At 64.6% G+C, this 11925-nt stretch carries 11 protein-coding genes; 8 read left to right on the forward strand and 3 right to left on the reverse strand.

What is annotated here, in order from left to right; genetic code table 11:
* Positions 1 to 202: 202 nt before the first annotated feature.
* Positions 203 to 1096, reverse strand: a complete 894-nt coding sequence (locus QCE49_RS25400) for a LysR substrate-binding domain-containing protein (RefSeq protein ID WP_033535848.1) — start codon at positions 1094 to 1096, stop codon at positions 203 to 205.
* Between the two features lie 132 nt (positions 1097 to 1228).
* On the opposite strand from QCE49_RS25400, the gene QCE49_RS25405 reads away from it, so the two are divergent.
* The 4 genes from QCE49_RS25405 (at position 1229) to QCE49_RS25420 (ending at position 6535) form a co-directional block, all read left to right on the forward strand.
* Complete coding sequence (locus QCE49_RS25405; protein WP_250457924.1) at positions 1229 to 2410, forward strand: M20 aminoacylase family protein; 1182 nt, start codon at positions 1229 to 1231, stop codon at positions 2408 to 2410.
* A gap of 16 nt (positions 2411 to 2426) precedes the next feature.
* A complete protein-coding gene (locus tag QCE49_RS25410; RefSeq protein WP_034472267.1) occupies positions 2427 to 3743 on the forward strand; it encodes an MFS transporter in 1317 nt (438 codons plus the stop codon).
* A 142-nt stretch (positions 3744 to 3885) separates the two neighbouring features.
* Positions 3886 to 5601, forward strand: coding sequence for an IlvD/Edd family dehydratase (locus QCE49_RS25415; protein ID WP_008354222.1), 1716 nt, complete (start codon positions 3886 to 3888; stop codon positions 5599 to 5601).
* 13 nt (positions 5602 to 5614) lie between these two features.
* A complete protein-coding gene (locus QCE49_RS25420) occupies positions 5615 to 6535 on the forward strand; it encodes a dihydrodipicolinate synthase family protein (RefSeq protein ID WP_008354223.1) in 921 nt (306 codons plus the stop codon).
* A 1-nt stretch (position 6536) separates the two neighbouring features.
* Here QCE49_RS25420 and QCE49_RS25425 read toward each other — a convergent pair whose 3' ends face one another.
* On the reverse strand, positions 6537 to 7523 hold the full coding sequence (locus QCE49_RS25425) for a helix-turn-helix domain-containing GNAT family N-acetyltransferase (protein ID WP_175982358.1): 987 nt from the start codon (positions 7521 to 7523) through the stop codon (positions 6537 to 6539).
* A gap of 351 nt (positions 7524 to 7874) precedes the next feature.
* The gene (locus QCE49_RS25430) at positions 7875 to 8264 is read right to left on the reverse strand and encodes a hypothetical protein (protein ID WP_175982357.1); all 390 of its coding nucleotides are present in this window, start codon (positions 8262 to 8264) and stop codon (positions 7875 to 7877) included.
* A 198-nt stretch (positions 8265 to 8462) separates the two neighbouring features.
* On the opposite strand from QCE49_RS25430, the gene QCE49_RS25435 reads away from it, so the two are divergent.
* The 4 genes from QCE49_RS25435 (at position 8463) to QCE49_RS25450 (ending at position 11912) form a co-directional block, all read left to right on the forward strand.
* Positions 8463 to 9125 (forward strand): response regulator, encoded by a 663-nt coding sequence (locus QCE49_RS25435; protein WP_008354227.1) that lies wholly within the window; start codon positions 8463 to 8465, stop codon positions 9123 to 9125.
* The gene (locus QCE49_RS25440) at positions 9122 to 10501 is read left to right on the forward strand and encodes an ATP-binding protein (protein ID WP_008354229.1); all 1380 of its coding nucleotides are present in this window, start codon (positions 9122 to 9124) and stop codon (positions 10499 to 10501) included. Before QCE49_RS25435 ends, QCE49_RS25440 begins: the two co-directional genes overlap by 4 nt.
* Before the next feature lie 78 nt (positions 10502 to 10579).
* Positions 10580 to 10804 (forward strand): hypothetical protein, encoded by a 225-nt coding sequence (locus QCE49_RS25445; RefSeq protein ID WP_239295342.1) that lies wholly within the window; start codon positions 10580 to 10582, stop codon positions 10802 to 10804.
* 61 nt (positions 10805 to 10865) lie between these two features.
* Positions 10866 to 11912 carry a Gfo/Idh/MocA family protein gene (locus tag QCE49_RS25450; RefSeq protein WP_175982354.1) on the forward strand — a complete coding sequence of 349 codons (1047 nt, stop codon included), beginning with the start codon at positions 10866 to 10868 and terminating at the stop codon, positions 11910 to 11912.
* Positions 11913 to 11925 lie beyond the last annotated feature (13 nt).

Consider the following 11925-nt stretch of genomic DNA (forward strand, 5'->3'; position numbering starts at 1 on the left):
TTCGCTTGCACGTCTGGATCGTGACTGGTTGGGCGCAGACGTTGGACGCATGCACCGACGCCTCTTTGAAGTTTAGTCGCTAATCCGGATAGGCATCGACTGATGCAATGATCGTCCAGAAAAAGTGAGTGCATTCCTCCTCACAGCCCCGATTCTCGCTGTCTATTCCACGAATCCGGAATCTTCTTGAAGCGCACCTGCCTCACTGTCCCCGCGCCGCGTGTCGCAAGCACTCCAGCATCAACGTCGCAGCGGGCGTCAGCGGACTGTCCCTGCGCGTCACGATTCGCACCGACACGGCAGGCAACGGATCAACGATAGGAAAGATCGCGAGCCCTTCGCCGACCCATGGATGTTCCAGCAACGCGGCGGGCATCGCGGCGAGCGCATCCGAGCCACGCAACAACCCGTGCGCGATGATGAAGCTCGGACATTCGATCACGCGTTTGGGCACCATCAGACCGCGCTCGGCGTACGAATCGAGCAGCGCCTGCGTCGAACTTTCCGGCGACGGATTCAGCAGCCACTCCGCATCCGACAACTCCGCGAGCGACGTGCAGTGCCGCAACGGATGATCCGCGCGCCCGACGATCGCCGAGCGGCTCTCGTACAGCTCGATGTGATCGAACTCCGGCGCGAGATGTTCGGGCACGACGACCGCCACGACGAAGTCCAGCGAACCATCGCGCAGACGCGGCATCGCGACGCCCGGAAAGCCTTCGATAAAACTCACGCGCGCGTCCGGCATCTGCTTGCGAAACGCCCGATACGCCTGCGGCAATATCGATAGCGCGGCAGTCGGCGTGACGGCCGCGCTCACGCTGCCCGCGCCGGCGCCTTTCATCTGCGCGATGTCGTCTTCCGCGCGGCGCATTTCGCTGACGATCAGATGCGCCCGCACGCGCAACTGCTGCCCGAACGCCGTCAGTTGCACGCCGCGCGCGGTGCGCAACACGAGCGGTACGCCCAGATCCTGTTCCAGTTCCTTGATCGCCTTAGTCAGCGCCGCTTGCGACAAATGAAGGCTGCGCGCCGCCGCGCGAATGCTGCCTTGCTCGGCGGTCGTCAGGAAAGCGCGCAACTGATGATATTTCATGCTCATGGCCGACATCCTAGGGTTATCGCCGACAACCAATAGTCATCACGCAATAAATTTACCGTCTTTTGGTTTGCTTATCGGCTTTATATGCTTGGCACACATCGAATCGCATCGAGCAAGGAGCGTCATATGTTGTCAGTCGAGCCCGTCATCCCCGGCATTGCCGCCATCGCGTCGGAATTCGTCGATGTGCGCCGGCGCATTCACGCGCATCCGGAACTTGCGTATGAGGAAACGCAAACCAGCGATCTCGTCGCGGGATTGCTCGCGCAATGGGGCTACGAAGTGCATCGCGGGCTGGGCAAGACGGGCGTCGTCGGCATGTTGACGGAAGGCGAGGGCGGCAAGCGCATCGCACTGCGCGCCGACATGGACGCGCTGCCGATCGAGGAAGCCACCGGCCTGCCGTATTCCAGCAAACACGCGCGCACGATGCACGCATGCGGCCACGACGGCCACACCGCGATGCTTCTGTGCGCCGCGCGCCATCTCGCCGAAAGCCGCCAGTTCTCGGGCACGCTGATCGTGATTTTCCAGCCCGCCGAGGAAGGCGAGGCGGGCGCGCGCGCGATGATCGAAGACGGTCTCTTCGAAAAATTCCCGTGCGACGCCGTGTTCGGCCTGCACAACATGCCCGGCCTGCCCGCGGGCGACATGTTCTTCACGCCGGGTCCGGGCATGGCGTCGTCGGATCGCGTGAACATCACCGTGCGCGGCGTCGGCGGACATGGCGCGATGCCGCACGTCGCATGCGATCCGATGCCCGCGGTCGCATCGATCATGCTCGGTCTCAACAGCATCGTCGCGCGCGAAGTGGATGCGCAGAAATCCGCGGTCGTCACCGTCGGCAGCGTGCAGGCGGGCGAGGCGTGCAACGTGATCCCCGAGACCGCGCTGCTGAAGCTCTCCGTGCGCGCGCTCGACGCGGGCGTGCGCAAGCAGCTTCAGGAGCGCATCACCGCGCTCGTGAACGCGCAGGCATTGGCGTTCGGCTGCACGGCCGACATCGACTACGAACTCGGCTATCCGGTGCTCGTGAATCACGCGGAACCGACCGCCTTCGCCACCGATGTCGCGACGAAAATGCTCGGCGCGCAACGCGTCGATCCGGCCGCGCGTCCGCTGATGGGCAGCGAAGACTTCGCCTTCATGCTCGAAGCGTGCCCCGGCACGTATGCGTGGATCGGCAACGGCATCGGCTCGAAGGGCGGCTGCATGGTGCACAACCCCGGCTACGATTTCAACGACGACATCCTCGCGATCGGCGCGAGCTACTGGGTGCGCCTGGCCGAAGCCTGGCTCGCCGACTGATCCTTCGGAATCCATCATGAACGCACCTACCTTTGCCAGCGCGCCCGCGAATCCTTCGATGCAAACCAGCCGCGCGGCGCGCACGCGGCTCGTCCTGGCGGCGGCGGTCGGCAACGCGCTCGAGTTCTACGACTTCATCGTCTATGCGTTCTTCGCGCTGACCATCGGCAAGCTGTTCTTTCCGGTGGACGATCCGGTCGGCCAGTTGCTGCTTGCGGTGGCGAGCTTCGGCGTCGGGTTCTTCACGCGGCCGATCGGCGGCTTGCTGATCGGCATGTACGCCGATCGCGCCGGCCGCAAGAAGGCGATGCTCCTCACGCTCGGGCTGATGGCGCTCGGCACCGCGATGATCGCCGTCGCGCCGACTTACGCGCAAGCGGGCATCGCCGCGCCGATCATTCTCGTGATCGCACGGCTGATTCAAGGCTTCTCGGCGGGCGGCGAAGTCGGCGCATCGACGACGCTGTTGCTCGAACAGGCGCCCGCGAACCGGCGCGGCTTCTATGCATCGTGGCAGTTCTCGAGCCAGGGACTCTCGGCGCTCGCCGGCGCGTTGACCGGCGTCGCGCTCACGGCGACGCTCACGACCGCGCAACTCGAAAGCTGGGGCTGGCGCGTGCCGTTCTTCATCGGCACGGCGATCGTGCCCGTCGGCTGGTGGCTGCGTCGCACGATGGAAGAAGCGCCGCCGCAAAACGTCGCCGCCGCGCCCAAGGCACCGAAGATTCCGCTTGTCACCGTGCTGCGCGAACATGGCCGCGCGGTGCTCAACGGACTCGGCCTGACGATCGGCGGCACGTCGGCGCACTTCATCATCGTGTTCTATCTGTCGATCTACGGCGTGAAGACGCTCGGCCTGCCGAGCTGGACGTCGATGCTTTCGGGCTGCGTGTCGGGCGCGATTCTCTTTATCGTCGCGCCGATAGGTGGCTATCTGTCGGACCGCATCGGCCGCAACAAGCTCGCGCAGACGACGCGCATCCTGCTGATGCTCGCGATCTGGCCGGCCTTCGCGCTGCTGAACAAATCGCCGAACGCGACGACGCTGCTCGCGGTCGTCACCGTGCTCTCTATCGTGCATTCGCTCAACGTCGGTCCGACCGGCGCGATGCTCGGCGAGCTGTTCCCGCGTTCGGTGCGCGCGACGGGCGCGGCCATCGTCTACAGCATCGGCGTGGCGATCTTCGGCGGCTTCGCGCAGTTCTTCGTGACGTCGCTCATCGTCATTACGAAGAGCGTGATGGCGCCCGCGTGGTACGTGATCGGTTGCGGCGTGCTCTCCGTGATCGCGGTGGCGTGCATGCGCGAAAGGTCGCAGGAAATGCTCGACTGATCGTCAAATCTTGCGCTGCACGCGCGCCGGATGCGTATGCGAGGTGTATAACTCGACGTGTCCGGGTTTCTGAAAAGGCCGCCCGCGCGGCCTTTTTTACTGGATCCCACACTATGAAGAAAGCGCGATAAAGGGGACTTCCATGCGCAAGAAGCTACGCTCGCAAAGCTGGTTCGGCGGCAACGATAAAGACGCGTTCATCCATCGTTCGTGGATGAAGAACCAGGGCATACCTCACGATCAGTTCGATGGCCGGCCGGTCATCGGCATCTGCAATACATGGTCGGAACTCACGCCGTGCAACGCGCATTTTCGCGAGCTCGCGGAATACGTGAAGCGCGGCGTGCGCGAGGCGGGCGGCTTTCCGCTGGAGTTTCCGGTGATGTCGCTCGGCGAATCGAATCTGCGGCCAACAGCCATGTTGTTCCGCAATCTCGCGTCGATGGACGTCGAAGAATCCATACGCGGCAATCCGATCGATGGCGTCATTCTGCTCGTCGGCTGCGACAAGACCACGCCCGCCTTGCTGATGGGCGCGGCGTCGTGCAATCTGCCCGCGCTCGCGGTGTCGGGCGGACCGATGTTGAACGGCCGCTTTCGCGGCGGCACCATCGGCTCGGGCACGGGCGTCTGGCAGATGTCGGAGGAAGTGCGCGCGGGCACGATGACGCAGGAAGAATTCGTCGAAGCCGAATCGTGCATGAACCGGTCGCGCGGCCATTGCATGACGATGGGCACCGCATCCACGATGGCCTCGATGGTCGAATCGCTCGGCATGGGCTTGCCGCACAATGCCGCGATTCCCGCCGTCGATGCGCGCCGTCAGGTGCTCGCGCACATGGCCGGACGACGCATCGTCGATATGGTCAAGGACGATCTCACGATGGACAAGATCCTCACGCGCGAAGCCTTCGAGAACGCGATTCGCACGAACGCGGCGATCGGCGGATCGACGAATGCGGTCGTGCATCTGATCGCGCTGGCGAAGCGTATCGGCGTGGAGCTCACGCTCGAAGACTGGGAACTCGGCAGCAAGGTGCCTTGCCTCGTGAATCTGCAGCCATCGGGCGAGTATCTGATGGAAGACTTCTATTACGCGGGCGGCTTGCCCGCGGTGTTGCGTCAGCTCGGCGAGCAAGGCTTGCTGCATCGCGATGCGCTCACGGTGAACGGCCGCACGATTTGGGACAACGTCAGCGACGCGCAGAACTACGACGAGAAGGTCATCACGCGGTTCGAGAAGCCGTTCAAGCCGCACGCGGGCATCGCCGTGCTGAAGGGCAATCTCGCACCGAACGGCGCGGTCATCAAGCCATCGGCGGCGACGCAATCGTTGCTGAAGCATCGCGGGCGCGCGGTCGTATTCGAAAACGTCGAAGAGTTGCACGCGAAGGTCGACGACGATTCGCTCGATATCGACGAGCACTGCATCATGGTCCTGAAGGGCGCGGGGCCGAAGGGTTATCCCGGCTTCGCGGAAGTCGGCAACATGCCGCTGCCGAAAAAGGTGCTGCAAAAAGGCATCACCGATATGGTCCGCATCTCCGATGGCCGCATGAGCGGCACCGCCTACGGCGCGGTCGTGCTGCATGTGTCGCCGGAAGCGGCGGCGGGCGGTCCGCTCGCGCTCGTGCAGACCGGCGACATGATCGAACTGGACGTCGAAGCGCGGCGTCTGCATCTCGAAGTATCGGACGAAGAACTGGCGAAGCGCCGCGCCGCATGGCAGGCGCCCGAATTGCCGAAGCGCGGTTATTACCGCTTGTATGTCGAGCATGTCTTGCAGGCGGATCAGGGCGCGGACCTGGACTTTCTCGTCGGTTCGAGCGGCGCGCCCGTGCCGCGCGATTCGCATTGAGCGGAGGCAATCGATGACGAACCTGCAAACGCCGCCGCCCGGCATGTGGCCGGTGCTGTACGCCTATTTCGATGCGCTGAACCGCCTCGACCACGACGCCACGCGCAAGCAGATCGACGCGACCCTCGCGGCGGGCGCGCCGGCGATCGTCACGCTCGGTCTCGCGACGGAAGTGCATCGCCTGTCGGAAGACGAGAAGCGCACGATGATCGACGTATGCGCCGCGCATATCGCCGGTCGCGTGCCGCTCGCGGTCACGATCACCGGCGACAGCGTCGATGCACAAGTCGCGCTCGCAAGCCATGCGCTCGAACGCGGCGCGTCGTGGTTGATCCTTCAACCGCCGTCCAAACGCGGCGAGCCGGAAGCGTTCTACTACGACTTCTTCGCGTCGGTGCTCGAACGGACCGGCGCGAATGCGGGCATTCAGAACGCGCCGGAATATCTGGGCGTGGGTTTGTCGGCGGAATCGATTGCCGCGCTCGCTGCCGAGCGGCCGAACTTCCGTTTGCTGAAGGGCGAGGGCCCGGCCGTGACGATCCGCGCGACCATCGAACGATTGCGCGCGCTCGAACAGACGCTCGCGGTGTTCAACGGGCGCGGTGGCCAGGAACTCGTGGACAACTTGCGTGCGGGCTGCGATGGCCTGATCGTCGCGCCCGACGCGTTCGATCGTCAGGCCGCCATTTACGACGCGTTCGCCGAAGGCCGCGAGGACGATGCCGAATCGCTGTATGCGGAGACGCTGCCGGAAATCGTCTTCGTGATGCAGTCCCTGGAAACGCTCACCTGTTACGGCAAGCGCATCGCGGCGTGGCGCATGGGCTTCGACGTGCAGCACGATCGCGGCGCGCGTCCGACGCCGTTCGGCATCGAATGCGCGCGCCGTTTCGCGCAACGACTAGGGCCGACATCGCGCGTCTTGCGCCGATGAATCAGCGCGCCGCGTGCCGCGTGAAGCGCTGCTCGATCACGGATGTGCCCCATTGCGTGCCTTCGGCTTCATCGCTCAACGTGAATCCGAACGATTCGTACAAGTGCCGCGCGGCGTCCAGGCTCTTGAAGGTCCAGAGATACGTTTCGTCGTAGTGCGCGTCGACGAAGCTCATCGCGCGCGCCATCAATTGCCTGCCTATGCCGCTGCCCCGCAACGAATCGTCGACGATGAACCAGCGCAGATGCGCGACGCGCGTGGTGAGATCGCCATCGATCGCGAGCGAGCCGAGCGTGCGCTCGCCTTCCATCACGAGCCACAACGCGCGGCCTTCGACCGGCAGACTTTCCGCGAATGCGGCCAATTCCGTCGCGACCCTGCGCTCGAAGAACACGCCGAAGCCCGCGTGATGCGCGTAGAAACGCGCGTGCAGGCTCGCCACATCGCCGATGCAGCCGGGCCGGTATCCCTCGACGATGCGCGCGCTTTCCGTATGCGCGGCATGCGGCGTCCTGTGATCGATCTTGTGTTCGTGACCGTGGGCGAGCGCATCGGCGTAGAGCGCGAGCGAGCGCACGAGCGTCTGCTGATCTTCGGGCACCATGCGGCGCAGCGCGTCGGAAACCTGATCGGTCGCGAACTTGTCGATCTTTCTGCGCAGCTTCTGTCCGTTCGCCGTGAGATACAGCTCGGACGAACGCGCGTCTTCGCTCGATGTCTGCCGCGTGACAAGCCCCGCCGCTTCGAGCCGCGCGATCTGCCGGCTGGCGTTGGATTTGTCGAGCCGCAGAATTTGCGCGATGTCGCGCGCCTGAATGCCGGGCGTCGCCCCGATCTCGATGATCGCGTGAACCGCCGAAGGCGCGAGTCCGCTGTCGGCCAGCGTGTTGCGCATGAAGCCCAGTTCGCGCACGAGCTTGCGCGAGAATTCGCGCAGTTCGAGAATGGTTTTGTCGCGCGATTGAACGGGTGTGTCGATGAAGTCCATGTCCTCTCCATCGGTTGCGAGGCGCAACCAAATGCCTCTAATTTAGTTGCGATCTGCAACTTTCGCAAGAAAAATCGCGCTCCCGAAAAGCCTCACCTTTAGCCGCGATCGCGCGCCAATTCGCTCGCGCGCCGCGGTTCCGCCACGCGCAGCAACACGATTGCGATGCCGCCCCACGCGAACTCGCGCACGCGCCGCGCACGATACAGACGGGGATGCTTAGGTAAGCGAACGAATGGACATTGAAATGCGAGCGAAAGCAATGTGTAGTGCGAGACGCGGTAAATATTCGCGGACAAAAAAAACCCGGCTCATGAGCCGGGTCGAAGGAGGTCGGGCGCGATTCCGAGGTCACGCCCGACCGCGTGGCACTCTGCTGGACGCCGCTGCGTGGGGACACGCGTGCGCGGCGCTCGACCGTGAGCCGTCGGGATGAAGCTCCACATGGAGCTGCACGAGCCAGGCGCCGGGACAGGTTCCGTCGATGACGAATCTGTCGGTGGTCCAGGCGATGCGCCTTGCGGCTCTGGCCGCATCGAATTCGAGCTTGGCGATGCGTCGCACGATGAAGACGATGCCTGCCGCGCTCCCGAGCGTCGCGAGACGCATCGTCGTGGTTTCGAGCGCATGCACATGGCCCGTGCAACCGCAGACCGCGAGCCACGCCGCATCCGATGCCGCGACGCACAATGCGATCAGCACGGCGTTCGCACGCAGGGAAACGACAGTGGACGCTCGCATCGGCATCTCCGGGGCCGCACGGCCGCGAATCGGCGCGCTCGACGTATAGTGCGTGGACAAACCTTATGCGATGCTTAAGCCGCCGGCGCCGCAAGGCGTTATCGGGGACATAATGTGCGGCTGCGCGCAAAGCTTAAGTGGCGCTTAAGCATGCAAGCCGGACAATCGGCGGCGACCTGTTGAGCCTGGAGAAAGTGCATGCGCCTGTTATTGGTGGAGGACGACGAGATGATCGCGGAGACCGTGCTCGCCGCGTTGCGCCGCGCCGGCTACACGGTGGATTGGGCGCAGGACGGACGGGCCGCGGAGCTGTCGCTCGGCAACGGCGTGTACGACCTCGTGCTGCTGGACCTGAACCTGCCCAAGCGCGACGGCCTCGACGTGCTCGCCACGTATCGCAAGAACGGCGGCGACGCGCCCGTGATGATCCTGACGGCGCGCGATGCCGTCGATGACCGCATCCGCGGCCTCGACGCCGGCGCGGACGACTATCTGATGAAGCCCTTCGATCTCGACGAGCTCGCGGCTCGCGTCCGCGCATTGTTGAGACGCCGCACCGGACACAAGCATCCGGTGTACTCGCACGGCGAGCTGACGCTCAATCCGGCCGCGCACGAGGCGACCAAGGGCGGCGTCGCGCTCAATCTCGTGCCGCGCGAGTTCGCGCTGCTGCAGGCGCTGATCGAAGAGCCGTCGCGCGTATTTCGCCGCCCCGAGCTCGAAGAAAAACTGTACGGCTGGGGCGAGGAAGTGGGCAGCAACGCGATCGAAGTCCACGTTCACAGCTTGCGGCGCAAGATCGGCGCGGATGAGATCGTGACGGTGCGCGGCGTCGGTTATCGATTGAAGAGGATCGGATGACAACGATCCGCCGATGGCTGCTCGGCTGGCTCATCTGCAGCCTTGGCATCGCGTGCCTGATTGCGGGCGTCGGCATATTCGACGCCGCGCGCCTCGAAGCCGGCGAACTCTTCGACTACGAACTGCGCACCGTCGCGCTCTCGCTGCCGCATAACATCACCGCCGACGACGTTGCAGAGGGCCGCAATCCCGAACTGCACGGCATCGCGGACGACCGGCTCGTCATCGACATCTGGGATCGGACGGGCCGCCTCATCTATCACTCGCCGCGCGAGCCCGCGTTGCCGCGTTTCGGCGACGGTTTCGAATCGGCGGAGCGGGAAGGGTATCGCTGGCGCGCGTTCGGCGTCGCGCAGCCGGATCGCTTCGTGCAGGTCGCGCAGCCTTATTTCATCCGCGACGATCTCGCCATGGCGCTCGCATTGCGCACGATCTGGCCGCTCGCATTGCTGATTCCGGTGATCGTCGTGATCGTGCTTCTCGTCGTCGCGCGCGGGCTTTCGCCGGTGCGCTGGCTGTCGCAATCGCTCGTCGCGCGCTCGCCGGAATCGCTCGAGCCCGTCGTCTTCCACAAGCCGATGCCCGATGAGCTGCGTCCTCTCGTCGATGCGTTGAATGGCCTGCTCGCGCGTCTCTCGGAGGCATCGCAGGCGCAGCGCACGTTCGTCGCCGATGCCGCGCACGAACTGCGCACGCCGCTCACCGCGCTCAAGCTGCAAATCCAGGGCGCAATCGGCGATGGCTCGCTTCAGGTCGATGCCGCGACGCTCGCGAAGATCGACGGCCGGTTGAATCGCCTCATCCATCTCGCGCAGCAGCTACTCAGCATGGCGCGCGAAGACGCCGCGCGCGAAGCGGCCATCGCGCCGATGAGCCTGCGCACGCTCTGCGAACTCCGCGTGAGCGATTTCTCGTTGCTGGCCGAAGCACGATCGATCGACCTCGGCCTGGAACTCGAACATGCGCTGGACGATCACGATCCGTTCACGATCATGGGCGACACGCACGCGCTCGCCGTCCTCGTGAACAACCTGCTCGATAACGCGATCCGTCACACGCCGCACGGTGGGCGCGTCGACGTGACCTTGCGGCGCCAAGCGGATGGCATCGCGCTCACCGTGCTGGACTCCGGCCCCGGCATTCCGCCGGACGAGATCGATCGCGTATGCGACCGCTTTTATCGTTGCGTCGGGACGTCGGGACACGGCAGCGGGCTCGGTCTCGCAATCGCGCTGCGCGTCGCGCAACGGCATCACGCGACGCTCGACGTCAGGAACCGCGATGACGCGAGCGGTCTGATCGTCGCGGTGCGCGGCTTGTGTCCGGTTGCGTCGGCGGCGCGCGCGAAGGATGTCGTCAGCGGAATGCATGCCTGAATGAAACCGCAAGAAGCGGGGCGTCGTGCGCTCGCCGCGCGGCGAAGCTGCTCGTTTCATCTTTCATGGCGGTCTGTCATGAAGACACTCGTTCTTCTATGCGCTTGTCTCGCGTGGACCGGCGCCGCGCTTGCAACGGACGCAGCGGAAGCGCCCGTTGCGGCTTCGTCCGCCGCACCGGAACCGAAGACCTTGAAGGAACGTCTCGGCGACAAGGCCAGCGACGATCAACGCGTGGACAATTGCCACGTCCCGGCGGACCGGCGCGGCACGAAAGTTCGTCCCGACAAGTGCATGCCTTGAAGCACGCGATTGTGTTACCTTTGACGCGGTGAACCATTTGGTACAAATTCAGGAGCCCGCCTTGTCATCCACTCAAGCATCGTCCGTCCTGCGCCTCGGCATTCTCGGTGGCGCGAACATCGCCAGACAATTCACGCGTGACGTGAGACCGAGCGAGCGCGTGCGCGTCGTCGCGGTCGCGAGCCGCAGCGACGAGAATGCGCAAGCCTTCGCGCAAGCAAACGGCATCGAAAAATGGTTCGGCAGCTACGACGCGCTGCTTGCGAGCCCGGACATCGACGCGGTTTACATTCCGCTGCCCAACAGCCTGCATGCCGAATGGGCGATCAAGGCCGCGGATCACGGCAAGCACATCCTGTGCGAGAAGCCGCTCGCGCTGGATCGCGACGAAGCCGCGCGCATGTTCGAGGCCGCCGATCGCAATGGCGTGCTGCTGCTCGAAGCGTTCCCATACTATTTCCAGCCGCAGACCGCGACGATGATGGCGCTAATCGGCGAAGGCGCGATCGGCGACGTGCGCGCGATTCAGGCGAACTTCGGCTTCACCGTCGGCAATCCCGGCGCAAACATCCGCATGAAGCCCGAGCTCGGCGGCGGCGCGCTGCTCGATGCGGGGAGTTATCCGCTGAGCCTCATTCGTCTCGTGATGGGCAGCGCGCCGCAACGCGTCGATGCAATCGCGACATGGGCCGACAGCAACGTCGACATCAGCCTCATGGCGACGCTCATCTACGCCGATGGCCGCCGCGCGCAAGTCTCGTGCTCGATGGATGCGGCGAATCATCGGCACGCGACGATCATCGGCACGCAGGGCACGATCGACACCGAATATCTGAATCACACGAGCGCGCAGACGGCGGGCGATCAATACGGCTATCTGCCGAGCCAAATGCGCGTGCGTCGCGGCATTCCGAATTCGGTGCCGTTCGAGACGGTCGAGTCGGACACCGGAAGCGGCTTCTTCTTCGCGGCGGAAAGCTTCGCGCGCATGGTCGCAACGCACGATGCCGCTGCCATCGAGTACTACGCGCAAGTGAGTCTCGACAATGCCGCGACGCTCGCCGCGATCATCGCAAGCGCGCGCAGCGGCAAGCCCGTCACGCTGTGATTCGCGCGCGAGC

Source organism: Caballeronia sp. LZ008 (genome assembly GCF_031451435.1).
Taxonomy (GTDB): Bacteria; Pseudomonadota; Gammaproteobacteria; order Burkholderiales; family Burkholderiaceae; genus Caballeronia; species Caballeronia zhejiangensis.

What these genes read in the sequence shown, in the direction of transcription:
- QCE49_RS25400 (WP_033535848.1), bottom strand. Translation starts at nt 1,096, where the DNA reads ATGAAATATCATCAGTTGCGCGCTTTCCTGACGACCGCCGAGCAAGGC.
- QCE49_RS25405 (WP_250457924.1), top strand. Translation starts at nt 1,229, where the DNA reads ATGTTGTCAGTCGAGCCCGTCATCCCCGGCATTGCCGCCATCGCGTCG.
- QCE49_RS25410 (WP_034472267.1), top strand. Translation starts at nt 2,427, where the DNA reads ATGAACGCACCTACCTTTGCCAGCGCGCCCGCGAATCCTTCGATGCAA.
- QCE49_RS25415 (WP_008354222.1), top strand. Translation starts at nt 3,886, where the DNA reads ATGCGCAAGAAGCTACGCTCGCAAAGCTGGTTCGGCGGCAACGATAAA.
- QCE49_RS25420 (WP_008354223.1), top strand. Translation starts at nt 5,615, where the DNA reads ATGACGAACCTGCAAACGCCGCCGCCCGGCATGTGGCCGGTGCTGTAC.
- QCE49_RS25425 (WP_175982358.1), bottom strand. Translation starts at nt 7,523, where the DNA reads ATGGACTTCATCGACACACCCGTTCAATCGCGCGACAAAACCATTCTC.
- QCE49_RS25430 (WP_175982357.1), bottom strand. Translation starts at nt 8,264, where the DNA reads ATGCGAGCGTCCACTGTCGTTTCCCTGCGTGCGAACGCCGTGCTGATC.
- QCE49_RS25435 (WP_008354227.1), top strand. Translation starts at nt 8,463, where the DNA reads ATGCGCCTGTTATTGGTGGAGGACGACGAGATGATCGCGGAGACCGTG.
- QCE49_RS25440 (WP_008354229.1), top strand. Translation starts at nt 9,122, where the DNA reads ATGACAACGATCCGCCGATGGCTGCTCGGCTGGCTCATCTGCAGCCTT.
- QCE49_RS25445 (WP_239295342.1), top strand. Translation starts at nt 10,580, where the DNA reads ATGAAGACACTCGTTCTTCTATGCGCTTGTCTCGCGTGGACCGGCGCC.